The organism is Streptomyces cyaneofuscatus (assembly GCF_042718795.1).
In the GTDB taxonomy this organism is placed as follows: Bacteria; Actinomycetota; Actinomycetes; order Streptomycetales; family Streptomycetaceae; genus Streptomyces; species Streptomyces cyaneofuscatus_A.
In genome coordinates this window covers 57,963-82,618 of the sequence record NZ_JBHXOX010000006.1, presented here as the reverse complement: position 1 = coordinate 82,618, position 24,656 = coordinate 57,963, and the positions used below count along the sequence as shown (strand labels likewise).

Here is a 24,656-nt window from a genome sequence, read left to right as displayed (position 1 = left end):
TCGAGCTCCCACTCCCCATGGACTGCATCTGACCCCCCGGGGCCGCCCTCGCGGGTGGCCCCCTGACGAGAAAAGAATAATGGTCCTTATGTATTTTTGCTAGCGGGTGTCAGGGGCGGGGGCGGGAGGAATCCGGGCGGGGCCGGGGGGTCCGGGCGGGGTCGCCCCTATCGGGGGGTGCGGTCCGTCTCTGGCGGGCGGACGGCCGAGATCCCGTACAGGAACAGGTCGCAGAAGTGGGCGACGTGCTCTCCGCCGGCCTCGGCGCCGTCGGGCTCCGGATCGCTGCCCCGGGCGCGCACCTCCGTCCCGGTGGCCAGGCGCAGGGCCATCTCCGTCACCGCTTCCGGGGTGACGCCCGCCCGCAGCCTTCCTTCCTCGCCCGCGCTCCGGAGCATCTGCCGCACCGGCGGGAGCCAGGAATCCGACCAGTCCCCGCCCTCCGGGAGCTCCCCGGAGAGCCGTACGGCCGCGCGCACCACGACGTCGCGGTGCAGCAGTTCGAGCAGGGCGAGCAGCAGGAGGTGGGCCCGGCGCAGGGGGGCCGCCGGGAGCGCGACCGCCTCGCTCACCCGCTCCTCGATCCGGGCGAGCCCGAGCTCCTTGAGCTCGGTGAGGAGCTGCCCCTTCGTGGGGAAGTGGAAGGTCAGCGCACCGGTCGTGAGGCCGGCCTCACGGGCGATGCGGTGCATGGCGATGCTGCCGTGGCCGTGCCGGTCGATCTCGCGTGCGGTGGTGTCCAGCAGGGTGCCGCGCGTCAGCAGGGATCTCTCCTGCTGTTTCGCCGGCCTCCTTCCCGATCCGTCCGATGTCACCGTGACCTCCTGCTTCTCGTCCACTGATCAACTCTCTACGCTCCCCGGGTCATCCGCCGTTCACAACGCCGAGTTGACGAACTTGCACCCGGAAGGCATCCTCACTCTTCAAAAGAACAAGAATGATGGTTATGTTTTTGTTGTCGCCGGCGGTCACCGCCGGCCGGGAGCCTTCAAGGAGCCAGCCATGTCTGCAGGGGCCGCAGTGATCCTCGGCGCACCGGAGAGCGCGCGGCGCGAGGGGCCGGAGGGCCTGACCGCCTACGGGGAGCGGGTCTTCGGATACCTGCCCCGCAGCGATCAGCGCCGCTGGGCGGACGCCTACCTCCGGGGGCTGCTCGCCACGCCCGGGCGCAAGACCGTACGGCGGATGGCCCGGACGCTGGACCTGCCCGACAGTGCGCCGCAGGCTCTCCAGCAGTTCATCAGCGCCAGCCCCTGGCAGTGGACACCCGCGCGGGTGGAGCTGGCCAGGATCGCCGCCGAACTGCTGCCCGACGCCGTCTGGACGGCCAAGCCGGTGATGCTGCGCAAGCGGGGAAGCCACTCGGTGGGGGTGCGCGAGGGCATCGCCCCGGGCACCGGTCGGCGGGTGAACTGCCAGGTCGGCATCGGACTGTTCCTCACCGGAGCCCGGCACAGCATCCCGGTCGGCTGGCGTCTCCTCCTCGACGAGGCATGGTGCGAGGACCCCGAGCGCCGCCGCCGCGTGCGGATCCCGGAGACGGTGACGCCCCGCCCCGCCTGGGCCCTCGTGCTGGAGATGGTGGAGCAGTTCGCCGCCGCGGGGGTGGCCGAGTCCGCGCCCGTGGTGCTCGGCCGTGACTTCTCCCCGGGCGTCCGCCAGGTGGTCTCGCAACTCGCCCGCCAGCGGCGTGACTTCGTCCTGGAGGTGCCGCCCGGGCAGCCGCTCACCCCGGTGTCCCCGCGCGGGGACGTCCCCTCCCCGGCCACCGCGCCCCGCGGCGACGCGGCGGCCCTCGTCGCGGCGCACTGCCGGCGGACGACCTCCGCGCTGCCCGGGCGGGCGCAGTTGTTCTCGGCCCCGGTACGCCTCCTGCCGCCCGGCCCCCCGGCACCGGCCGCGCACCAGCCCCACCGGCTCGTGGCGGAGGTCGCCGCCGCGCCGAAACGGCCCTCCCGGTTCTGGATCACCTCGCTGCGCGACGCCCCGCCCACCACCGTGCGCGGGCTGGCCCACCGCAGCGTCCTGACCGATGTCGTGGTCCGGGACGTGCAGACCGAGCTGGGTCTCCTGGACTTCGAGGGCCGCTCCTTCCCGGGCTGGCACCACCACATGACGCTGGCCTCCGCCGCCTACCTCTACCGCCGGCTGCTGGGCACGAGCGCCCCGTAGCGGCGGCCCGTCGAGTGGCACCTCGCGCGGCCGAGGTGCCACTCAGCCGGACACCGATCCGCCCCGACGCCGATCCCCCCGGGTGGCTCACCCCCGGGCAACAGTGAGGAATCCCATGATCGACCACTACCCGTCCGCCGTCCGTACCGGTCACGCGCTCCCGGCTCAGGCGCCGGCTCCTACCGGCTCCCGTGACCTGGTCCTCGCCCAACTGTCCTCCAGGGTCCTGGCCTCGCTGCCCCGCAGCGACCAGCGCCGCAAGGGCCTCCAGTACCTGGACGGCCTGCTGACCGTCCAGGGGCGCAAGTCGATCCGCAACATCGCCAAGTTGCTCGGCACCCAGGCCTCCGAGCAGAACCTGCACCACTTCATCAGCGACTCCACCTGGGACTGGGTGCCCATACGCCGGGCCCTGGCCGAAGCCGTGGACGATGCCCTGCCGACCCGGGCCTGGGTGGTGAGACCCATGACCATCCCCAAGGCCGGCCAGAACTCCGTGGGGGTGGGCCAGCACTTCTCGGCGGCGCTCGGCCAGACCCTGAACGCGCAGCGGGCCGTCGGCGTCTGGGCCGCGTCGGAATCCGCGAGCGTACCGGTCAACTGGCGCCTGTACCTGCCCTCCTCATGGCACACCGACGACGCCCGGCGCAGTCAGGCGGCGGTCCCGGAGGGGGCGGGGGAGGAGAGCCTGTACGGCTGCGCGGTCGAGGCGTCCCGGGAGACCCAGCTCGGCTGGGGGCTGCCGGTGCGGCCCGTCGTCTTCGATCTGGACGAGGCGCCCGAGCCGCTCCTGGAGACGCTCGCCACCAGCCACGCGCCGCTCATGGCGAGGGTGGGCGAGGACACCCTGCTCACCGTGGTCGACCGGGTCATGGGCGGGCGGGAGCAGAGCACGCTCCCCGCGCACCGGATCATGGCGATGGCCGGCAACATGCGGCGTCCGGTCCCGGGCAGGCGCCCGCTGCCCGGGATGGTGAAGAGCCTGCCCCTCGCCGCCGCCGTCCGCGTCGAACTCCCCGCATCCGCGCGGGGTTCCGAGCACCGGCAGCTCGTACTCCTGGGCATGGGTGACTACGGCAGTCGCTGGCCGGCCGAACTGTGGCTGTCCAACCTGACCACGGTCCCCATGGAGTATCTGGCCAGGCTGCGACAGCTCACGGCCCGGGCGGCCCGGGACGCCGCGGTGGTGGCCGACCGGGTGGGCATCCGGGACTTCACCGGGCGCTCCTTCACCGGCTGGCACCGGCACGTCACGCTCGCCTCGGCGGCCCACGCCGTGACCATGCTGGGCGACCCCGCCCGGCATCTTCCGCACATGGCGCGCTAGTTATCGACATCCGGCTTGGACGCCCCGCCGCCTCCCCATAAGTTGGAGCGGCGGCCGAGGAACGGCCCGGCCCCGCCGAGGGCCGCCCCGCCGCCGGTCTCCCGTCCGGCGCGCAGCACGCCGCCGCCCCCCCCCACAGCGAGGACCGGCACAGGACCGGGGCCCACCCCGGACCAGCCCCCCCCCACACGCCTGCTCATCTGCTCACGCACGCACCCCCGCACGCCTGTTCACGCACCCCTGCAAGTCCGCACACGCACGCCCGCATGTCTCGACCGAGCTCTGCCCCGGGCAGAGCCTCCCGACCAGCCCGCGGTTCTCCCGGACCGCCGAACTCCGTAGGGACGACCCCATGCAGTCACCACCGCAGACCGCACCGGATCAGCCGGCACAGCGCACCGAGGACCGCAGCGCACAGGACCGCAGCGCACAGGACCGGAGCCCACAGGACCGGAGCGCACAGGACCGCAGCGCACAGGAATGGAACGCGCTCGACGAGTTGGCCGTCGACACCGCCCGCGCCCTCGCCATGGACGCCGTGCAGCACGCCGGGCACGGACACCCCGGAACCGCGATGAGCCTCGCCCCGGCCGCGTACGTCCTCTTCCAGAAGGTCATGCGCCACGACCCCGCCGACCCCGGCTGGGAGGGGCGGGACCGCTTCGTCCTCTCGGCCGGGCACGCCAGCCTGCTGCTCTACGTGCAGTTGATGCTGGCGGGCTACCCGCTGACCCTCGACGACCTCAAGGCCTTCCGCCGGCACGGCAGCCTCACCCCCGGCCACCCCGAGCGCGGGCACACGCCCGGGGTGGAGACCACCACCGGGCCGCTGGGCCAGGGCGTCGCCAACGCGGTGGGCATGGCCATGGCCGCCCGCTACGAGCGGGGGCTCTACGACCCCGAGGCCGCCACCGGCACCTCCCCCTTCGACCACACGGTCTGGGTCATCGCGGGCGACGGCGACCTCCAGGAGGGCGTGTGCGCCGAGGCCTCGTCACTGGCCGGGCACCAGAAGCTGGGCAATCTCGTCGTGCTCTACGACGACAACCACATCTCGATCGAGGGGGACACCAGCACCGCGTTCTCCGAGGACGTCCTGCAGCGGTACGCCTCCTACGGCTGGCACGTGCAGCGGGTCGAGCCGAAGCCCGACGGCGACCTCGACCCCCGCGCCCTGCGCGAGGCGTTCCTCGCCGCCAAGGAGGTACGCGACCGGCCCACCCTGATCGCCGCGCGCTCGGTCATCGCCTGGCCCGCGCCCCAGGCCAAGGGCACCGCCGCCGCGCACGGAGCCGCCCTCGGCGCGGACGAGGTCGCGGCCACCAAGGAGGTCCTCGGCCTCGACCCGGCCCGCTCCTTCCACGTACCGGAGGAGGTGCTCGCGCACACCCGGACCGCCCTGGTCCGTGGCCGCGCCGCCCACACCGCCTGGGCCGGGAGACTGGCCCGGTGGCGCGACGCCGACCCCCGCCGGGCCGCCGAGTACGACCGGATCACCCAGGGGGAGCCGCCGACCGGGTGGGAGAACAAGCTCCCCGTCTTCGAGCCCGGCACCTCGGTGGCCACCCGCAAGGCCTCGGGCACCGTACTCGCCGCGCTGGGGCCGCTGCTGCCCGAGCTGTGGGGCGGCTCCGCCGACCTGGCCGGGTCCAACAACACCACCATCGACAGCACCTCCTCCTTCCTGCCGCTGGGCAACGCCCTCCCGCAGGCCGACCCGTACGGGCGCACCGTGCACTTCGGCATCCGGGAACACGCCATGGGCTCCGTGATGAACGGGGTGGCGCTGCACGGCGCGACCCGCGTCTACGGCGGCACCTTCCTGGTCTTCTCCGACTACATGCGCCCCGCCGTACGGCTCGCCGCGCTGATGCGGCTCCCGGTCACCTACGTGTGGACCCACGACTCGATCGGACTCGGCGAGGACGGGCCCACCCACCAGCCGGTCGAACATCTGGCCTCCCTGCGGGCCATCCCCGGACTGAACGTCGTACGCCCCGCCGACGCCAACGAGACGGCGGCGGCCTGGGCGGAGATCGTGCGCCGGCACAGCGCCGACCCCGCCCCGCACGGGATCGTGCTGTCCCGGCAGAACCTGCCCGTCTACCGGCCCAACGACCAGGTTCCGCGCGGTGGTTACGTCTTCCGCGAGGCCGAGGGCGGGGTTCCGCGGGCGCTGCTCGTGGCCACCGGTTCGGAGGTGTCCCTGGCGGTCGCCGCCCAGGAGCTGCTGGAGCGGCGCGGCATCGCGGCCCGGGTGGTGTCGATGCCCTGCCTGGAGTGGTTCATGGAGCAGGACCGCTCCTACCGGGACCTGGTGCTGCCGCCCGACGTCCGCGTACGGGTGACGGTCGAGGCCGGCGTCGGCCTCGGCTGGGACCGCATCGCGGGCGAGGCGGGGCGCGTGATGTCCCTGGAGCGGTTCGGGGCCTCGGCCGACGGTGCGCTGCTCTTCCGCGAGTTCGGCTTCACCCCCGAGGCGATCGCCGCCGAGGTGGAGACCGCCATGGAGAAGGCGGCCCGCCGATGACGACCCAGGCATCCCGGCTGCGCCCGCTGACCGCGCGCATCCCCGGCTCCAAGAGCATCACCACCAGAGCCTTGCTGCTGGCCGCCGCCGCGAAGGGCACCAGCACCCTGTGGGCCCCGCTGGTCAGCCGCGACACCCTCGCCTTCCGGGAGGCCCTGGGGAACCTCGGCGTACGGGTCGAGAACAGCCCCGGCGACCAGTTCTGGGACGTCACCGGCCACGGCCGGGGACCCGTCGGCGCGGGCGAGGTGTGGTGCGCGGACGCCGGTACGGCGGCCCGCTTCCTGCCCCCGTTCAGCGCGACCGGCGAGGGCACCTTCACCTTCGACGGTTCCGAACAGCTCCGGGCCCGCCCGTTGACCCCGCTGATGAAGGCCATGACCGCGCTCGGCGCCGAGCTGGAGACCCCGGCCCCGGGTCGCTTCCCGCTGACCGTACGGGCCACCGGGCTGGAGGGCGGCGAGCTGCGGGTGGACTCCTCCATGAGCAGCCAGTTCCTCAGCGGCCTGCTGATGAGCGCCCCCCTGATGCGGCGTCCGGTCCGGGCCGACCTGAGCGGTTCCGTCAGCCGCCCCTACCTGGACATGACGCTGTCCCTGATGCGGCGCTTCGGCGCCGACGTCCAGGAGTCCGGCACCGGGGTGGTCGAGGTGCGGCCGGGCGGATACCGGCCCGCCGCCCTCGTCATCGAACCCGACGCCTCCACCGCCAGTTACGTCTTCGCCGCCGCCGCGGCGACCGGGCACCGCGTGACCGTCCCCGGCCTGTGCGGGCGCAGCCTCCAGGGCGACCTGCGGTTCGTGGACACCCTGCGGCAACTGGGCGCCCAGGTGGAGGTGTCGGACCGGGACGTCACCGTGACGGGCACCGGACGGCTGCGCGGCGGCCTCACCCTCGACATGGGGGACATCTCCGACACCTTCATGACCCTCGCCGCCATCGCCCCGCTCGCCGACGCCCCCCTGACCATCGGCGGGGTGCGGCACGCCCGGTACAAGGAGTCGGACCGCATAGCGGCGGTGACGCAGAACCTGCGCGCCTGCGGCGTCCGGGTGGACGAGACGGAGGACTCGGTCACCGTCCACCCCGGCCCGCTGCGCCCGGCCCGCATCGCCTGCCACCGCGACCACCGCATCGCCATGGCGTTCTCGGTCCTGGGGATGGCCGCACAGGTTCCGCTGGCCCTCGACGACCCGTCCTGCGTGAAGAAGACCTTCCCCGGGTTCCACCGGGAGATGGCCCGGCTCTTCCCGTCCTACGACGTACCGGATCACCGCTGATGACCGCCTACACGCGCAAGAGGAAAGCAGGGAGAGGATGAGCAGGCTGCGCTGGCTGACGGCGGGGGAGTCGCACGGCCCCGCACTCGTCGCGACGCTGGAGGGACTCCCCGCGGGCGTGCCCATCACCACGGGGATGGTGCGGGAGGAGCTGACGCGGCGGCGCCTGGGGTACGGGCGCGGCGCGCGGATGAAGTTCGAGCAGGACGAGGTGACCTTCCTCGGCGGCGTCCGGCACGGGCTCACCCTGGGCTCCCCGGTCGCCGTCATGGTGGGCAACACCGAGTGGCCCCGGTGGGAGCGGGTGATGGCGGCCGACCCGATCGACCCCGCCGAGCTCGCCGGCCTGGCCCGCAACGCCCCGCTGACCCGTCCGCGTCCGGGCCACGCCGACCTGGCGGGGATGCAGAAGTACGGCTTCGACGAGGCGCGCCCCGTACTGGAGCGCGCCAGCGCCCGGGAGACCGCCGCCCGGGTGGCCCTCGGCGCGGTGGCCCGCTCGTACCTGAAGGATACGGCCGGGATCCAGATCGTCAGCCATGTCGTGGAGCTGGGCGCCGCGCGGGCCCCCTACGGGGACGTGCCCCGGCCCGGCGACGTGGAGCGGCTCGACGCGGATCCGGTGCGCTGCCTGGACGCGGACGCCTCCAAGGCGATGGTCGCGGAGATCGACCGGGCCCACCGGGACGGCGACACCCTGGGCGGCGTCGTCGAGGTCGTCACCCACGGGGTTCCGGTCGGCCTCGGCTCGCACGTGCACTGGGACCGCCGGCTGGACGCGCGGCTGGCCGCCGCGCTGATGGGCATCCAGGCGATCAAGGGGGTCGAGGTGGGCGACGGCTTCGGGCTGGCCCGGGTGCCCGGCTCGCTGGCCCACGACGCGATCGTGCCCACCGCCGACGGCATCCGGCGCTCCTCCGGCCGCTCCGGCGGCACCGAGGGCGGCCTGACCACCGGTGAACTCCTGCGCGTACGGGCCGCGATGAAGCCGATCGCGACGGTTCCGCACCCCCTGGCCACCGTGGACGTCAGCACCGGCGAGGCGGCCGTCGCGCACCACCAGCGCTCGGACGTCTGCGCGGTGCCGGCCGCCGGGATCGTGGCGGAGGCGATGGTGGCGCTGGTCCTGGCCGACGCGGTGGCGGAGAAGTTCGGCGGCGACAGCGTGGCCGAGACCCGTCGTAACGTCTCCGGCTTCCTCACCCACCTGGAGATCGCATGACCACCCCCCTGGCCGTGCTCGTCGGCCCGCCCGGCGTGGGCAAGTCCTCGGTCGCGCGGATCCTCGCGGCGCGTACGGGCACGGCGGCCCGCGACACCGACCGGGACATCGAGCGGCTGACCGGACGGACCGTCAGCCAGATCTTCGCGGAACGGGGCGAGCCGCACTTCCGCGCCATCGAGCACGAGGCGGTCCGCGCGGCGCTCCACCAGCACTCCGGGGTGCTCGCCCTGGGCGGCGGGGCCGTCCTGCACGCGGGGACGCGCGCGGCGCTGCGCGGGCTGCCGGTGGTCTTCCTGGACGCCACGCTCGCGGACGTCCGGGAACGCCTGGGGGCGGACGACTCCCGTCCGCTTCTGCGGGACGACTTCGCCGGCCGGTGGCTCGGCCTGATGTCCCGGCGGCGCCCGCTGTACCTGTCCGTGGCCCGGGCCGTGGTGTCCACCCACGGGCGCACCGCGGCGGAGGTCGCCTCGGCGGTGCGGTCCGAGCTGGCCGGCGCGCCGGTGGGGGCCCTGTCATGACCGTCGTCCGCGAGGGCCCGGCCGCACCGGCCATCCCGGAGGGCCCGCCCCGACCCGGCCCTCCCGCACACCGTCTACGCCGAGGGCTGCGCCTCCACGGACCCCTCCACCGCTTCCTCCGCACCCTCCGCACGGAAGGCGGCGCCATGACGACGGGCCCACGCCCGGAACGTACCGGGCTCCCGGCCGATCGCCTCCCGAACCCCGTGGTCCACGCCGCTCTTGGCCCCCTGGGCCTGCCGGTCCGCGCTTTCGAGGAGCGCCGCCGCGATGGCGTCGGGGTAGCGGGCGCGCCACGCGGCCAGGGCCTCCGCCTCGGTCAGCTCCTCGTGGCGCACCGGCCGGCCCAGCACCTCCCCGAGCTGCGCGGCCTGCTGCCGGGCCGACAGGGGCGCCGGGCCCGTCAGCGCGTACGCCCGTCCCGCGCACTGCGGGGAGGTCAGGGCGCGGGCCGCCGCCTCGGCCACATCCCGGGGGTCCACGCAGGAGTTGGCGGAGGAGCCGTGCAGCGTACGTACGACGCCTTCCTCGCGCACGGACCGTGTCCAGTCGAGGCAGTTGGACATGAAGGCGCGGGGGCGCAGCAGCGTCCAGGACAGCCCGGACGTCCGGGCGCGCTCCTCGCACGTCCGCTGCCACCGGGTGATCGCGTCCTGCGCCCGGGGGTCGGTGACCGCGAGGGCCGAGATCTTCACGACGTGCCGGACCCCGGCCCGGCGTGCGGCGGTGAGGAGGTGTTCGTCATGGGTGTCCCGCAGCGGGTCGAACGTCACCGCCAGGAGCGCGTCCGCCCCGGCCAGCGCCCGTGTCAGGGAGGAGGTGTCGTCCAGATCCGCCTCGACGGCCAGGCCGCTCCCCGGTAGGCGGGCCGCCGCCCGTGCCGGGGAGCGGGTCAGGCAGCGCAGGTCGTACCGCGGGGCGAGGAGGCGCGCCACCTGGCCCCCCACCGTTCCCGTGGCCCCCGTCAGCGCTATGCGCACAGCCTTCTCCTCTCCACGGCCTCATGACTATCACCCGATCTGGCGAAGGAGCGGCTACTATGCCAACATAATAATGAGCACTATGTTTCTTGTCGGGCGGTCGTCCCCCTCGTCGCTCCGCGGCCCGGCCGCACTCACTCTGGAGGAAGTACGTTGACCACACACAGCACAACACCCCGCCGGGCCTGGTTCGGCTTCACCCTGGTCCTCAGCCTCGTCGGGCTGGTGGCGATGGACAACTCGGTGCTCTACCTCGCGATGCCGAGCATCAACGACGCGATCTCGCCCAGCGCGAGCCAGGCCCTGTGGATCGTCGACATCTACGGTTTCGTGGTGGCCTCGCTGCTCATCGCGTTCGGCAACCTCGGCGACCGGCACGGCCGGCTCAAGTTCCTGCTCGGCGGCGCGATGCTCTTCGGCATCGGATCGGCGGGCGCCACGTTCGCCACCAGCCCGGAACTCCTCATCGCCTCCCGCGGACTGATGGGACTCGGCGGCGCGACCCTGCTGCCCTCCGGTCTGGCGATCGTCAGCAACCTCTTCCCCGACGTCAGGCAGCGGGCCCGGGCGATCGGCATCTTCGCGGCCACCTTCGCGGCGGGCTTCGCGGTCGGCCCGGTCGCGGGCGGTCTGCTCCTCGACCGCTTCTGGTGGGGCTCGGTCTTCCTGATCAACCTTCCGGTCGTAGTGGTCTTCCTGACCTTCGCCCCGAAGCTCCTGAAGGAGGTCCGCGAGGCCAGGCCCGGCCGGGTGGACGGGCTGAGCGTGGCGCTGTCGGCGGTCGGCATCCTGCTCGCCGTCTACTCCGTCAAGGCCGCCGCGGCGGAGGGGTTCTCCATCGAGCAGTTGGCCATCGGCGCGCTGGGCATCGCCGTGCTGGTGTGGTTCGTGCGTCGGCAGTTCACGCTGGAGGAGCCGCTGCTGGACCTCGGCCTCTTCCGTGACCGGGTCTTCACCGTCGCCGTACTGACCGGGCTCCTCTCCCTGGTCGCCTGGGCCGCGGCCGGATACCTCAGCGGTGTCTACCTCCAGTCGGTGCTCGGCTTCACCGTGCTCACCGCGGCCTTCCTCGCCCTGCCCGGCGCGGCGGTGCTCACCGTGGCCTGCATCGGCACGGCGGGCGTGGTCGACCGGATCGGCAAGCGGTCCGCGCTGATCGCCTCGCACTTCTTCATCGGCACCGGACTCCTGCTGCTGATGTTCACCGGCACCACCGCCGGTGCGGCGCTGTACATCGCCTCCACCGTCATCGCGGGCGTCGGCTACGGGTTCTCCTTCAGCCTGGTCGCGGAGACCGCCGTCGCGGCGGTGCCCGCGGAGCGCGCCGGTTCCGCCGGAGCCATCGCGGAGATGAGCAACGAGCTGGGCGGCGCGCTCGGCATCTCCCTGCTCGGCTCGCTCGCCGCGTTCTTCTTCCGCTTCCTCGGCCCCGGCACGGCGGGCACGCTCGACACCACCCTGTCCACCCCCGGCCTGTCCGACGAGAGCGCCGCGCAGGCCAAGGACGCCTTCGTCACCGGCCTGCACGCGGCGATCGGCGTCGCGGCCGCCCTCACGCTCGCGCTCGGTATCCTCGCGATCCGCTGGCTGCCGCGCGAGGAGCGCGACACGAAGGCCGAGGCCCCGGAGCGGCAGGAGCAGACCGTCTCCTGAACCCACGCACCCCGCGTGCTCTCCGCGTACGCGCAAGCGCCCCGCCCCGCTCCCTCCGTACGGACGCCCCCGCCCCTCCGCGGGCGTCCCCCGGACGGGGCGGGGCGGTTTCAGCGCCGCTCGGCCCGTACGAGGGTGGACTCCGGCTCGTCACCCCGGCCGCTCTGCTGGTTCAGCACGCGCAACGCGTCCGCTGAGGTCGCGTCGTTGGGCGTGTAGATCTCGACCCGGTGGTCGGGGCTGTCGGGCTGGAGCCACACCTGGTAGTCGACGCTCACCGCCCCGACGGTGGGATGCTGCAGATGCATGGCCCCCGTCGTGCAGTCGGAGACGTCCCCCGTCGCCCACATCGCGCCGAAGTCCGGGCTGCTCATGGTGAGTTCGCCGATCAGCCCGGCGAGCCGGGCATCCGTCGGATAGCGGCCCGCGGTGAGACGCAGATAGGCGACGTGGACCTTGGCGAGGTCCGGCCAGTTGCGGTACATGTCGCGGGTGTGGGGGTCGAGGAAGAACATCCGGGGGATCGACGGACGCCCCTGCGCGTTCCGCGGCGCCTCGAAGGGGATGTGCTCGGCCACCAGCGCGTGCCCGGTGCGGTTCCACGCGAGGACGTCGCCGCGCCGGCCGAGCACCACCGCGGGCGTGGCATCGCCCAGCGACTCCAGGAGGGTCAGCACCCGCGGGTGCGGCTCCTCGGCGGGCGGATCGCCCAGACCGGGCTTCACCGACTGCCGGGCGAGGTTGTGCAGATGTACGGTCTCCACCTCGTCGAGCCGGAGCACCCGGGCGAGCGCGTCGAGCACCTGCTCGGAGGCGCTCTCCGCCTGCCCCTGCTCCAGCCGCGTGTAGTACCCCGCGCTCACCCCGGCGAGCTGGGCGAGCTCCTCCCGTCTGAGGCCGGGAACCCGGCGGGAGGTGCCGTAGGTCAGCAGACCGATCTCCGCCGGAGTGACCCGGTCACGGCGGCTCTTCAGGAACGTTCCGAGGCTCTCCATACCTACGAGCGTAGGGCGCTCGCCCGCCCCGTGGGTGTACCTGTCGGGTGTACCCACACCATGGGGATGGCTGTCGGCCACGCCGTGCCCGAGTGTCGGCACCATGACTCGACAGCATACGAACGACGCACCCGGACTGCGGGCCTGGCTCGGGCTCGCCGTGGTCCTCGGACCGGTTCTTCTCGTCTCCATGGACGGATCGATCCTGTTCCTGGCGATGCCCCGGATCAGCCAGGCCCTCTCGCCCACCGCCGACCAGGCGCTGTGGATCCTGGACATCTACGGCTTCGCCGTCGGTTCCCTGCTGGTCGCCTTCGGCAGCATCGGTGACCGCTACGGCCGGCTGAAGCTCCTGATGATCGGCGCGACCGTGTTCGGACTCGGCTCCGCCGGGGCCGCGTTCGCACCGACCCCCGAACTCCTCATCGCCTGCCGCGCGCTCATGGGCGTGGCCGGTGCCACCCTGCTGCCCTCGGCGCTGGCCGTACTGAGCGAACTGTTCCCCGACCCCCGGCGCCGGGCCCAGGCCATCGGCATCTTCGCCGCTGCCTTCGCGGCCGGCTTCGCCATCGGCCCGGTCGTCGGCGGCGCGCTGCTGGGCCAGTTCTGGTGGGGCTCGGTCTTCCTCGTCAACCTCCCCGTGATCGCCGTGTTCCTGGTCTTCGCGCCGATCCTCCTCCGCGAGGTCCGGTCGGGCGGGACGGGCCGCGTCGACCCGCTCAGCGTCGTGACCTCCGCAGGAGGCCTGCTGCTCACGATCTACGGGATCAAGCACCTGGCCGCCGACGGGATCTCGGCCCTCCCGATCATCACGGTGATCGCCGGCATCGCCGTACTGACCTTCTTCGGCCTGCGCCAACGGAACCTCGACAACCCGCTGATCGACTTCTCCCTCTTCCGCGACCGCGTCTTCACCATCGCCATCATCACGGGCCTGCTGCCCCTGGCCGCCTGGTCTGCGGCGGCGTACCTGTCCGGCATCTACCTCCAGTCCGTACTGGACCTGAGCGTCCTGCACGCGGCGCTCCTGGCCCTCCCGGGCGCGGCGGCCCTCACCATCTCCTGCATCGTCACCCCGGCCGTCGTCGAGCGCATCGGCAAGCGGGCCGCGCTCCTCATCTGCCACTTCTCCATCGCGGGCGGCCTGCTGATGCTGCTTCCCACCACGGTCACCGGCGGGATCGGCTGGTACATCGCCTCGACCGTGATCGCGGGACTGGGATACGGCATCTCCTTCGCCGTCGTCGCGGACACCGCGGTCGGCGCGGTCCCCGCGGAGCGGGCGGGTTCGGCCGGCGCGATCGCCGAGACCAGCAACGAGATCGGCAACGCCCTCGGCATCGCGCTCCTCGGCTCCCTGGCCGCACTGCTCTTCCGCCTCCAGGGCCCGGACCTCGCCCCCACCCTCGACGAGACCCTCCAGCTCCCCTCCCTGCTCCCGTCCGCGATCCAGGACGCGAAGTCCGCGTTCGTCACCGGCCTGCACGTGGTCGTGGTCGTGGCGAGCCTCCTGCACGCCGCCCTCGGAACGGCCGCCCTGCGCTGGCTCCCCAAGTCGGCGCCGGAGGAGCAGGCCGCCGAGGTGCACGAGGAGCCCGCGGAGGAGCGCATCGCGAGCAAGCAGTAGCGGGAGGAGACCGACGAAAGAGCCGTCTTCGCCCTCAGCGAGGGCGAAGAGGCACCGGTCCCAGGACGCTGACTTCGGAATGCGTACCCAGCTTCGCCATCCGTCCGGGCGGTCAGAGCAGGTGCCGGTTGGGGGCCTGTGCGGCGTCCGCGTACTCGGGCAGTACGACAACCGACACACCGGCACTTCGCAGGGTCTCGGTGCCATCGGCATCGGCGACGAAGGTGTCCGGCTCGCTCCAGGCGGTGACGACACGGCGGAGCCCGGCATCCTGGATGAGTTGGGCGCAGGGGCGAGGACGGGATGCCCGCTCGGCGCAAGGCTCCAGGGAGCTGTAGATCGTGGCGGTGGCGAGCCGGGCATCATCGGCGGGGAGCTTGGCGAGGGCGCCCTCCTCGGCGTGGTCGTGGGGGTCGTGCTCACGGGAGTGGCCACGGGCCATTTCGGTCCCGTCGGCCCCGACGATGACCGCCCCCACGCTGAAGGCGGTCGTCGAGGGCGGGCAGAGGGCGGCCAGTTCGCAGGCGAGAGCGAGCCAGTTCCGGTCCGCGGTGTTCGGCTTGCGGCCGGTGCCTGGGGCACCTGCCGAGGGGATAGGGCTCATCGGGGCGCCGTAGAGGTGTCCTTGGGGGCGTACCGCATGAGAACCACGTCACCGATCTGGCGAGCCTCCAGAAGCCGGAGTCGGGCGGTGGGTCCGCCGGGGTAGCCCGCCGGACCGAGCATGCGCACGGCGTCGGGCTGGCCGACCAGGAGCGGGGCGATGACGAGCTGGAGTTCGTCGGCGAGCCCAGCCCCGAGGAGCTGAGTGTGGACGGTGCCGCCGCCTTCGACCATGAGCCGCTGGACGGCGTACACGTTGCCGAGGACGTCGAGCGCGGTCGGCCATGTGCCCTCGGTGGGGAGGCCCTGAACAGTGGCCAGGCCACCCACATTGGCCCGTGCCTTCGCCGTGGCCGCGTCACCCACGGCCAGGACGAGCTTGTCCCCACCGTGGTGCCAGAACTTCCAGCCAGGGTCCAGGTCGCCCGTACCGGTGACGGTGACTTTCAGCGGGTACTCAGGCTGACCGGCCGCGATCCGGGAGGCCCGGCGCTCTTCGGAGTTGACGAGAAGACGGGGGTTGTCGGCCCGGAGTGTTCCGGCTCCCACGAGAATGGCGTCGACGCCGGCTCGTACGGAGTCGACGCGGTCGAAGTCCTCCTTGTTGGACAACATCAGCCTCGCCTCGCCCGGACGGGTGTCGAGGTGGCCGTCGATCGAGACGGCTGCGGACAACAGGATGTACGGGCGGGGCACGCTGTCTCCAGAGGGTGTGGACGAGTGGGTCAGGCGGGATGCAGGACGATGCGGTCGAGTGATGCCCGGAACTCGGTGACGCCCTCCTCACCTGCCGCGGGGGTCAGTGTCTGATCAAGGCGGTCGAGCTGATCGAAGATCCGTGCGGAGCCTGTCTCAGCTGCGATCCCCACGGCCTGCGCCCCGATTCGGGCGGCCAGGGACATGTTGCCCGTGCCTGCATGGGCACGAGCAGCACGGGCGAGGTGGACACCGCGGTCCCGGCGGTAGGCGGGTGGCAGCATTGCGATGGCGTTGTCGAAGCCGGCTGCGGCCTGCTCGAAGTCGCCGAGCGCGGCAAGGGAACGGGCCCTGGCAGTGTTGATGTACGCAGTGTCGAGCCAGGAACCCCAGACGTCGTCGGAGTCTGCACGACCGAGAAGGGCGAGCGCGGCCTCGTAAGCCCTTTGTGCCTCACCGCCTTCCCCGAGAAGGGCACGCGCATGGGCCTCGTGCAGAACGGCGATGACTTCCAGGCGGGTCCCAGGCCGGGCGGTGCGTCGGGCGGCGGTGGCGAGTCCGAGGGCGTCAGCGGGATGTCCGGTGTCGACCGCGAGCTGGGCCTTACGGGCGAGGATGTAGGCCGTGAGATCGGCGTCGCCGGTGATGTGGGAAGCGTCGAGTGCTTTCGCCGTATGGCCGTGGGCGGTGCGTTCGTCGCCCATGTCCTGGGCGAACCACCCCGCCAGCTCTTCGTATCGCGTCTCCAAGGAGAGGAGCTTGACGGCATCGATGCCGCGGGCGGCTCGGCGCCTTGCGGCAAGGGAGACGAGATGTTGCTGAAGAGCGGGCAGAACATGCCGGGGACCGATGAGGTTGTCGGTCTGGATCATCACTCGGCGGAGCTGTGTGAAGTGCTCGAAGGGAGAGCCCATGTCAGCGAGTTCGGTGGCGGTAGCCACCGTCGCGGCCGGGATGGCAGTCGCAGCCAGGCCGGCCAGCCCGGAGGCGAGAACGACACGGCGGGGCACGGGCACGAAGCGGATCCTTCCGTGGATGCGGGCGGGGACGACGACCGTGTCGGTGTCGTCTCGGAGTGAGACTGCCTGCCTGAGCCCGCTCGATGCCAGGGGCGCCAGACGGCTGGCTCCATGGCCCCTTGTATTGGCCCCATGAGTCGTCGTCTCGACTCTGGACGCCATGGCCGAATTACCCTGGGGGGCCTCGTGTTCCGCCTCATCCCAGCCACGGACCAGTGCGCCGGCGGCATCGAGGGCATCGTCAAGGACGATGGCCACGTGCCGTGGCACGGGACGCTCAGCGCGCTCGAAGCGCCCCAGATGTGAGCGGTCGATCAGTGCTTTTCTGGCGAGAGCCTGTTGCGACAGCCGACGGGCCTCACGGAACTGGCGTAACTCGTATCCCCAGCGGTGCCATGGGCCCACCCCTGGAGTCAGTTCTTTCGGCTGTTGCCCCACTCTTCCCCCCACCGCGAACTTCCGTTTGCTCTGCGGATAGATGCCAACGACACCGGTCGGCTCTGGATGGGGCCTGCGGAGCCAGCGTGTGGGGCTCCATCCAGGGACTCCCCATTGAGGCTCCCAGCCGTTTTCATCGTTGGTGTGAGTTGATCACACGGTATCCGAACGGCCTGTGTGGCGACTCTGATTCACGTCATGAAGCGCGAGAGCCGGCAACGGATCAGCGCTCCTCTCTCAACTCGGGAGGGCACACCGTGTCCCAGGAACGACACTTGCACAGCAGACTCACGCTGACGGAGACGCCCGACGCTGTCGGGTTGGCGCGGCTGCACACTGCCGAGGTCCTCGCCCGCTGGAGCGTGCCCTCCGACCTTGCGGAGACGGCGCAGCTCCTGGTGTCGGAGCTGGCCACGAATGCCGTACGGCATCCCACGGAAAGCGACGAGTGGGCTTCGGTGTTCTCCTCACAGAACGCTGTGCAGTCCTTTGAGCTGTTACTGGAGATGCTTCACGACGCCGTCAGGCTTTCGGTGTGGGACCGCGACACGAGGCCGCCCGTCCTGAAGGAGGTCGGGGGCGAGGCCACAGGTGGGCGGGGCATCTTTATCGTCGCGATGATGAGCAGGGACTGGGGGCACTACCCGGCTCGGAACATGCCCGGCAAGGTGGTGTGGGCCGAGGTCGCTCTCGTCCCCGCGAGCCTGCTTGGTGAGAAAAAGGGGACGGAGTGTTCCTCCGGCCGACTTCCGTCCGCCGGGCCTCGGGTGCCTATGGCCGCACCAGTGGATCTGAACGTGCTCGGTCGCGTGCTCGTCGGGCTCAGAGGCCTCTGAGCTGTGGATGTTGAAGACGAAGCCTGCCCGACGCTGAAGGCCCGAGGGAACTTTCCTGACGGGACGGGCCTGGCATCGAACCACTTCGTCGCTTCCCCGGCCGGGGGTCCGCAATCTCAGGGACGGCGGCGGAGCGCCTTCGGCACCTCTGAGCCTGGACTTCAGCCTCAAGGCCCCGGTCGCGAACTGGGTGGCAGGTGGCACTTTCCCCTCATCTTCTGACCCGGTCGTATCTGCCAAGGCCCCCGCCCGACAGATTCGACCCTCCGAAGGGGCCCCTCCGGCTCCGCAGATGATCCCTGCAGAGCCCGACGACAGGAGGGGCGTGGCACCGCAGCGGAGCACGCCGCGCGGAGCCCCGGTCGGCCGTCGACCTGGAGTCGGCGGCCGACCGACCCGACCATCACGCTCCATCCCGAATCGTTCAGGAGGCCTTGTGCAGAACCGCTCCGTCCTGTCCGAACTCAACGGCGCCACGGTTCTGGTGACCGGTGGCGCGGGGCTCATCGGCTCCCGGATCACGGCTCGGCTCAAGCAGGCCGGAGCCCGCCCGATCGCCCTGCGCAACATGAACGCCTATCCCGAGCACGTCTACTCCGGCGTGTTCGGCGTCGACACCACCCATGCGAACACGGTGATCGGAGACGTACGGGAGACCGCCCTGGTGCGAAAGCTGGTCGCCCGAGTCGGACTACGTCATCCAGGCCGCCGCCCTCGCGGACATCGCTGCCTGCACTCGGGATCCGGCGGACGCGATCGACGTCAACACCGCCGGTACCCAGGCCGTCCTGGACGCCGTCACCGCGAGCCGCCGCGTGCGCCGCTTGGTCTTCGTTTCCTCCTGCAGCGTCTATGGAGACGGAGAACCGGAGGAGACGGAGAGCCGCCAGGTGCTCGCCATGCGGCAGCTCCTGGAGAGCGTCCGCGGCCGTATCCCGCGCCAGTTCCACGAGTTCGACTCCATGCGCCCGGTATGGATGTACGGCGCCACGAAGGCGTGGGGCGAGCAGCAGACCGCGATCGTGCTGGGCCAGGTCGGCATCTCGTACAGCATCGTGCGGCACTTCTCCGTGTACGGGGAGCCGCAGACGATCAGGCCGAACAGCCACTCCTGGGTCGTCGCCTGGTTCGCCGCCCGCGCCTCGCTCGGCCTGCCACTCCACCTGAACGGCGGCGGTGGCCAGGTCAGGGACCTGACCCACGTCGAGGACATCGCCGAGGGCACGCTGCGCGCGCTGGTCAGCCCCGGGGCCCACAACGAGACGATCAACATCGGCACCGGCATCGCCACCAGCATCCGGGACGTCGCGGAGCTGGTCCGGGCCCACTACCCGGACACCGAACTCCTGGAGACGCCCCTGCCGGCCGGTGACCCGCTCGGCGGCTGCGCCTCGGTCCACCACATGGAGAACGTTCTGGGCTGGGCGCCGAAGGTGCTGCTCGCGGACGGGGTGGAGCGCTACGTGCGGTGGCTGCAGACCACGCCGCAGGCCGCCCCGGACTGGTTGTCGCAGACAACACCCCTTTAGACGAACCGAGTTCAGACCGCCCGGTGCCGCACGGCGTAGACCGCCGTCCCGCCCCGCAAGGGCGACCCCCTCAGGCCCTCCCGCCACGACCAACTCACGGAAAGCCGGAACACCATGAAGCCGCTCCTGCTCGGCGATTACGTCACCGCGCCCACCTACGGACAGCTCGCCGCCACCCCGTACGGGCGCCTGCACACCTACGACCTGGCAGACTTCCTCGCCCGGTGGCCGGAGCTGCACGAAGAGGCCCTCGCCCTGCTCGGCGACGACCGTATCCACCCCTCCGCCTACGTCCACCCGCAGGCGATCATCGGGGACGACGTCATCATCGGCCCGGGTGTGAACGTGTACGAGTTCTCCACCGTCCGTAAGGGCAGCGTGCTGTGCGCCGGGGCGTCCGTCGGCTTCAACTGCGAGGTCACCGCCGCGTTCGTCGGCGAGGGCGCGGTCCTGGGCCATCGCATCGGCATCAACCGCACGATCGTCGGCAACCGAGCCCACCTGTCGGACGGGGTGACGGTGGCCGCCATCGCGGTGAGCGCCAACATGTCCAGGCCGGACCGCGAGATCTGCCTGCGTACCACGGCGGGCATGTACCGGTGTGGGACCACACAGTTCGGCGCGGTCATCGGCGACAAGGTGCAGACCGGGAACAACATCAGTCTGGGCCCCGGCGTCCTCGTCGGCCGCAACAGCCAGATCGACAGCGGCGTCACCCTCGCCATCCGCGCCGTCCCCGACAACTCCGTCGTCACGGCCCCGCACACCGCACAGACGCGCATCCGCAGCCGCAACGCGGGCGTCGAGGAAATGCTCCCGTGACCCCGCGCCGCCCGGTGCCAGTGGCCCGCCCCGACGTACTGCCTCCCCTGCACGTGGCCATCGGCGCCGATCGTGCCGGTCAGGAGTACAAGGACGCGCTCGGTGCGTACCTGCAGCATCACCACCTCGTCGCGTCCGTGCTCGACGTTGGCGTACACCTCTGGACCGAAGAGGCGTACCCGCAAATCGCCGAGGCGGCTGCCCGGCACGTGGCAGAGGCCACCGTCGACAGGGCCCTGCTCATCTGCCACACCGGCCTCGGGGTCGCCATCGCGGCGAACAAGGTGCCCGGCGTCCGCGCCGTCACCGCCCACGACTCCCTGTCCGTGCGGGCCTCCGTGCTCTCCAACAACGCCCAGGTCCTCACCTTCGGCGCCGGAATCATCGGCCTGGCCCTGGCCAAGCAGCTCGCCGAGGAATGGCTTGCCCACCGCTTCGACCCGACCGCGTCCGCCGCCCGCAAGGTGCAGATGATCCACGACCTGGAGAGCACCGGCCGCGTCATCCCCCCGCCCCTTCCCTGACCCGTACGAGGAGCGCCAATGCCGACCAATCAGAGCACCGTTCCCCGCACCACCGCAGCGTTGACGATCCCGTTCGAGCCAGCCCAGGGCGGCTGGTACACGGGAGCCGAGCACGATGCCATCCGCATGGCCATGTCCAGTTCGGAGGACTGGCACACGGGCTGGAGGGGTGGCGAGTACGTCACCAGCTTCGAGGACGCCTTCGCCCGGTACACCGGGGCGAGTCACGCCCTGGCGTTCAACTCGGGCGGCACCGCTATGGAGATGGTGCTCCGCGCCCTGGAGCTGAAGCCGGGGGACGAGGTGATCTCCTGCGCGATCAACTTCGTCGGACCGCACATCGCCGTCATCGGGCAGGGCGGCCGACTCGTCCTGGCCGAGCCAGACCCGGTCACCCTCAACCTCGACCTGGCCGACACCGAAGAACGGATCGGCCCGCGGACCCGGGCGATCCTGGTGACCCACTGGAACGGCGCGAGCGCGGACATCGGCCGCTTCGTCGAGTTGGCCGCTCGCCACCCACACCCGGTGCACGGGCCGCCGGTCGTGATCGTGGACGCCGCCCGCGCCTGCGGCGGCCGGACCCCGTCCGGAGCGCGCGTCGGCGCTGAGGGCTGGGCGACAGTGTTCTCCTTCGAGTCGAAGAAGCTGATGACCACCTTCGGCCAGGGCGGCATGGTCACCATCGACGACCACGTCCTGGCCGAGCGGCTGCGCGGGCTACGGACGTACGGCGGGCGGGCTGGCTGGGGTACCAACCAACTGCTCACCAAAGCCCAGGCCGCGGTCGGCCTGGTCCAGCTCGCGCGCCTGGACGAGATGAACGCCGCCCGGATCACCCGGGCTTACGACCGTACGGCGGCCCTTGCCGACATTCCCGAGCTGACCCTGCCTCCGACGCTCGCCGAGGACCTGCACCTCTACTACCGGCACAACCTCCTGGTCCCCGAAGCATGGGCGGGCCGGAGCCGCGACGAGCTGATGGATGTGCTCGCCGACCGGTACGGGGTAGGCAGCATCGTCTCCGACCCGGTCACCTACCTCGGCCACGACCTCATCCGCGCCCACACGGCCGGCCAGCACTGCCCGCGCGCCGAACAGCTCGCCGCCCGCCTGCTGTGCCCCTGCCTCCACCCGCAGATGACCGAGGGCGAAGAGACCCAGGTCCGCGATGCCATCCGCCGGGCCACCGCCAGCATCGCCCAACTCCACCCGGCCACCATCAAGGAGAACGGCTGATGTCTCAGCTCAAGAAGGAAATCGACGGCATCCGTGAGCGCGAGATCCACCTCGTCGACCCGTACGAACTCAAGGATCCCGACGGGCTCCTGCGGATGGTCTTCATGATCCCGTACGGACACGCCTTCAGCCTGATGGGCAATGGCCCCATGGGCTTGCACGACCTCATCAACCGTACGAAGGACGTCCCCGCCGTCGCCGAGCGCGCCCTGCACTACGAGTGCCTGATCCACGAGGGAAACCGCGTGACCACGCCGGACGGGGAGGTCTACCGCAGCATCGAGTCACCCTTACCCGTCGGCACGGCGGACGTGATCGGCGTCTCCGTCATCAACTCCGGCAGCCTGCACTCCGTCTTCCAGCAGCTCGACCTCGCCGGAGTACCCCGGCGCAGCGCCGACCGGATCCCCGGCGAGCACCCGCTGATCGTCGGCGGCAACTCCGGTCTCGCCGACCCCGAGCCCATGGCCGACTACCTCGACGTCATCGCCCTCGGCGAAGCCGAAGAGTCCCTGCTCGAACTGCTGCGCGTCGTCCGCGCGCACCGCGAGGAGCCCGGAAGCGGCGTCAGCCTGTACGAGAAGCTGGCCCGCATCCCCGGCCTGTACGTACCGTCGCTGTACACCTGCGAGTATCTGCCCGGCGGCGGCGTGGCCGCGGTCACCCCGAAGAAGCTCACCGTCCCGGCGAAGGCCAGCCCCGCCTACCTCCCCGTACGTGAGCTGCACCCCGCCCACTTCGTCTACCCCAAGAGCGACGGCACCGCCGCCGGTATCCACCCCACCCTCGGCTGCCGGCACTCCTGCGACTTCTGCAACCTCGGCGTCCCCCCGTTCCGCCACGCGCCCATCGGCATGCTCAAGGACTACATCGACCGCCTCGAAGCGCGGAAGATCCGGCGGATCATCATCAGCTCGCCCACGTTCACCCAGTACCGGCACCGCCGCGAACTCCTGGACCACATCAGCGCTTACGCCCGGCGGGCGGCAGCCGAAGGGGAGACGGTCACCACCATCATCGGCTCCATCCGGGCAGACGAACTCACCGCGGACTATCTGGAGTCGGTCACCGAACTCGAAGAGTTCGGGCACCTGTTCACCGAGCTGAACCTGGACCAGGCCCGGGGCATCATCACCATCGCCCCCGAGTGGGCCTCCCCGGACCTCGTCGCGATGTACGGCAAGACCCAGCGCCGCGAACGCGTCGACAACGCCATCGAACTGTGTCGCAAGAGCAAGGACGTCAACACCGTCATGCTCTATTTCATCGTCGGCGCACCGGGCGAGCGCGACGCGGACCGCCTCGCCATCGCCGACTACGCCCAGGACGTCCTGGACCGGCTCGGGCACCCCGACGGCACGGTGATCGTCAAGCTCCACCAATTCATGCCCAAGCCCGGCACCGCCAGCCAGCGCCTGCGGATGAGCGACCCCGACCTTGTCCACACCTACACCGCACAGATCGAGGACCGCCTGCGCGCCCTCGTCGGCGACGAGAAGTTGGAACAGCACTTCCGGGTCCTCGACCTCGGCGCCAGCCACATGCACCTCGAAGTCATCTGCTCGCGAGGCGACCGCCGGATCGGGCTGGTCCTGGAAGACCTCTACGACGCGAACATCGACCTGCACACGGTGACCAAGGGCCAACTCGTCGAGGCCCTCGCCCGGCGCGGCCTGTCGTACGACCGCCGCCTGCGGCACATGGACGAGCCCGTCCTGCCCTGGCACACCCTCAACCACGTCAGCACCACCGCCGAGCAGCAACTGGCCACCTCCCTCTACGAGCGCGAGAGCACTCTCGGGTGAACGGCTTCCCCCTCCACCCGGGCAAGCACGCCCTGCCCGCCGTACCCGACCCGGCCGAGCACGCCGCGTACGTCCGCACCACCGACCCTGATGCGGACCTCTCCACGCTCGACGGAGTGGTCCTCCTCTACCAGGGGCGGCTGCTGGAGCACGCTCTGCGTACGTACCGCACCCGCCCCCGCCCGGGGTGGGTGCGCGGTGGCCTGCACCTGGTCGAGGACCAGGGCCGCAGATTCGCCCTGTGCGGCGGCTTCGGCCTCGGCGCCCCGGCCGCCGCCCTCGTTGTCGAGCAACTCGCCGCGCTCGGCACCCGGCGAATCATCACCGTCGGCACCGCCGCCTCCCTCCAGCTCAACCTCGGCCCCGGCGCCCTCGTCGTAGGTGCGACCGCGCTGCGCGACGAAGGGCTCTCCCACCACTACCTGCCACCCGGCCGGACAGCCTCACCCTCGCCCACCCTCACCCAGCACCTGACCGAAGCACTGGCCCCGCACGACCGGCCGGTCACCCGCGGGCCGATCTGGACCACAGACGCCCCGTACCGCGAGACAGCGGCAGAAGTCACCCGGTACGGAGCCGAAGGCATCCTCGCCGCCGACATGGAAGCCGCCGCGGTCTTCGCCGTGGGCCACTGCCGTACGGTCGCCGTCGCCACCGTCCTCGCCATCGCGGACTCCCTCGTCGACCGCCGCCCGCGCCAGCACTCGCCGGACACCGAACACGCACTCCACACGGCGCTTGCCGCAGCGGCGCACGCGCTCCGCACCTCCACGGCGTCACCGCCGACCCCCGGTGAACACTAGGGTTGAACTCCTCGTGAACAGAAGCAGAAGGG

General features: G+C 71.6%; 18 protein-coding genes and 3 pseudogenes. 15 read left to right on the top strand and 6 right to left on the bottom strand.

The window, feature by feature from the left end:
* Window positions 1-167: 167 nt before the first annotated feature.
* Window positions 168-839 (bottom strand): TetR family transcriptional regulator, encoded by a 672-nt coding sequence (locus ACFWRT_RS08025; RefSeq protein ID WP_380950995.1) that lies wholly within the window; start codon window positions 837-839, stop codon window positions 168-170.
* A gap of 163 nt (window positions 840-1,002) precedes the next feature.
* Between ACFWRT_RS08025 and ACFWRT_RS08020 the strand changes: the two genes are divergently transcribed.
* The 6 genes from ACFWRT_RS08020 to ACFWRT_RS07995 all read left to right on the top strand — a co-directional run bounded on the left by ACFWRT_RS08020 (window position 1,003) and on the right by ACFWRT_RS07995 (window position 9,055).
* The gene (locus ACFWRT_RS08020) at window positions 1,003-2,172 is read left to right on the top strand and encodes an IS701 family transposase (protein ID WP_380950994.1); all 1,170 of its coding nucleotides are present in this window, start codon (window positions 1,003-1,005) and stop codon (window positions 2,170-2,172) included.
* A 115-nt stretch (window positions 2,173-2,287) separates the two neighbouring features.
* Entirely contained in the window at window positions 2,288-3,499 is a 1,212-nt protein-coding gene (locus tag ACFWRT_RS08015; RefSeq protein ID WP_380950993.1) for an IS701 family transposase, read from the top strand.
* Between the two features lie 352 nt (window positions 3,500-3,851).
* The gene (gene tkt / locus ACFWRT_RS08010) at window positions 3,852-6,029 is read left to right on the top strand and encodes a transketolase (RefSeq protein ID WP_380950992.1); all 2,178 of its coding nucleotides are present in this window, start codon (window positions 3,852-3,854) and stop codon (window positions 6,027-6,029) included.
* Window positions 6,026-7,309 carry a 3-phosphoshikimate 1-carboxyvinyltransferase gene (gene aroA / locus ACFWRT_RS08005; protein ID WP_380950991.1) on the top strand — a complete coding sequence of 428 codons (1,284 nt, stop codon included), beginning with the start codon at window positions 6,026-6,028 and terminating at the stop codon, window positions 7,307-7,309. Before tkt ends, aroA begins: the two co-directional genes overlap by 4 nt.
* Window positions 7,310-7,346: 37 nt before the next feature.
* Window positions 7,347-8,531: a chorismate synthase gene (gene aroC / locus ACFWRT_RS08000; RefSeq protein WP_380950990.1), complete on the top strand. Its 1,185-nt coding sequence runs from the start codon at window positions 7,347-7,349 to the stop codon at window positions 8,529-8,531.
* Window positions 8,528-9,055 (top strand): shikimate kinase, encoded by a 528-nt coding sequence (locus ACFWRT_RS07995; RefSeq protein ID WP_380950989.1) that lies wholly within the window; start codon window positions 8,528-8,530, stop codon window positions 9,053-9,055. The genes aroC and ACFWRT_RS07995 overlap by 4 nt, the downstream gene beginning before the upstream one ends.
* A 74-nt stretch (window positions 9,056-9,129) precedes the next feature.
* On the opposite strand, the gene ACFWRT_RS07990 is transcribed toward ACFWRT_RS07995, so the two are convergent.
* Window positions 9,130-10,035, bottom strand: a complete 906-nt coding sequence (locus ACFWRT_RS07990) for an NAD(P)H-binding protein (protein WP_380950988.1) — start codon at window positions 10,033-10,035, stop codon at window positions 9,130-9,132.
* Between the two features lie 153 nt (window positions 10,036-10,188).
* Between ACFWRT_RS07990 and ACFWRT_RS07985 the strand changes: the two genes are divergently transcribed.
* Window positions 10,189-11,688 (top strand): MFS transporter, encoded by a 1,500-nt coding sequence (locus ACFWRT_RS07985; protein WP_380950987.1) that lies wholly within the window; start codon window positions 10,189-10,191, stop codon window positions 11,686-11,688.
* 110 nt (window positions 11,689-11,798) lie between these two features.
* Here the strand turns inward: ACFWRT_RS07985 and ACFWRT_RS07980 are convergent, their stop codons facing one another.
* Window positions 11,799-12,683, bottom strand: a complete 885-nt coding sequence (locus ACFWRT_RS07980) for a helix-turn-helix transcriptional regulator (RefSeq protein WP_380950986.1) — start codon at window positions 12,681-12,683, stop codon at window positions 11,799-11,801.
* 103 nt (window positions 12,684-12,786) lie between these two features.
* On the opposite strand from ACFWRT_RS07980, the gene ACFWRT_RS07975 reads away from it, so the two are divergent.
* Window positions 12,787-14,310, top strand: a complete 1,524-nt coding sequence (locus tag ACFWRT_RS07975) for an MFS transporter (protein ID WP_380950985.1) — start codon at window positions 12,787-12,789, stop codon at window positions 14,308-14,310.
* 112 nt (window positions 14,311-14,422) lie between these two features.
* On the opposite strand, the pseudogene ACFWRT_RS07970 reads toward ACFWRT_RS07975, so the two are convergent.
* From ACFWRT_RS07970 to ACFWRT_RS07960, 3 genes and pseudogenes are all read right to left on the bottom strand, one after another.
* Window positions 14,423-15,609 (bottom strand): annotated as a pseudogene (locus tag ACFWRT_RS07970) (dihydrofolate reductase family protein).
* Window positions 15,610-15,638: 29 nt separating this feature from the next.
* Window positions 15,639-16,625 (bottom strand): tetratricopeptide repeat protein, encoded by a 987-nt coding sequence (locus ACFWRT_RS07965; RefSeq protein WP_380951001.1) that lies wholly within the window; start codon window positions 16,623-16,625, stop codon window positions 15,639-15,641.
* Window positions 16,626-16,895: 270 nt separating this feature from the next.
* Window positions 16,896-17,033 (bottom strand): annotated as a pseudogene (locus tag ACFWRT_RS07960) (helix-turn-helix domain-containing protein); the annotation flags it as partial.
* Between the two features lie 308 nt (window positions 17,034-17,341).
* Here ACFWRT_RS07960 and ACFWRT_RS07955 point away from each other — a divergent pair.
* The 7 genes and pseudogenes from ACFWRT_RS07955 (at window position 17,342) to ACFWRT_RS07925 (ending at window position 24,624) form a co-directional block, all read left to right on the top strand.
* Window positions 17,342-17,902, top strand: a complete 561-nt coding sequence (locus ACFWRT_RS07955; RefSeq protein WP_380950984.1) for an ATP-binding protein — start codon at window positions 17,342-17,344, stop codon at window positions 17,900-17,902.
* Window positions 17,903-18,194: 292 nt separating this feature from the next.
* Window positions 18,195-19,431, top strand: a pseudogene (locus ACFWRT_RS07950) (NAD-dependent epimerase/dehydratase family protein).
* A 114-nt stretch (window positions 19,432-19,545) separates the two neighbouring features.
* On the top strand, window positions 19,546-20,253 hold the full coding sequence (locus ACFWRT_RS07945) for an LbetaH domain-containing protein (RefSeq protein ID WP_380950983.1): 708 nt from the start codon (window positions 19,546-19,548) through the stop codon (window positions 20,251-20,253).
* Window positions 20,250-20,777: an RpiB/LacA/LacB family sugar-phosphate isomerase gene (locus tag ACFWRT_RS07940; protein WP_380950982.1), complete on the top strand. Its 528-nt coding sequence runs from the start codon at window positions 20,250-20,252 to the stop codon at window positions 20,775-20,777. The genes ACFWRT_RS07945 and ACFWRT_RS07940 overlap by 4 nt, the downstream gene beginning before the upstream one ends.
* An 18-nt stretch (window positions 20,778-20,795) precedes the next feature.
* Entirely contained in the window at window positions 20,796-22,016 is a 1,221-nt protein-coding gene (locus ACFWRT_RS07935) for a DegT/DnrJ/EryC1/StrS family aminotransferase (RefSeq protein WP_380950981.1), read from the top strand.
* The gene (locus tag ACFWRT_RS07930; protein WP_380950980.1) at window positions 22,016-23,821 is read left to right on the top strand and encodes a B12-binding domain-containing radical SAM protein; all 1,806 of its coding nucleotides are present in this window, start codon (window positions 22,016-22,018) and stop codon (window positions 23,819-23,821) included. The genes ACFWRT_RS07935 and ACFWRT_RS07930 overlap by 1 nt, the downstream gene beginning before the upstream one ends.
* Window positions 23,818-24,624, top strand: coding sequence for a nucleoside phosphorylase (locus ACFWRT_RS07925; protein ID WP_380950979.1), 807 nt, complete (start codon window positions 23,818-23,820; stop codon window positions 24,622-24,624). The genes ACFWRT_RS07930 and ACFWRT_RS07925 overlap by 4 nt, the downstream gene beginning before the upstream one ends.
* Window positions 24,625-24,656 lie beyond the last annotated feature (32 nt).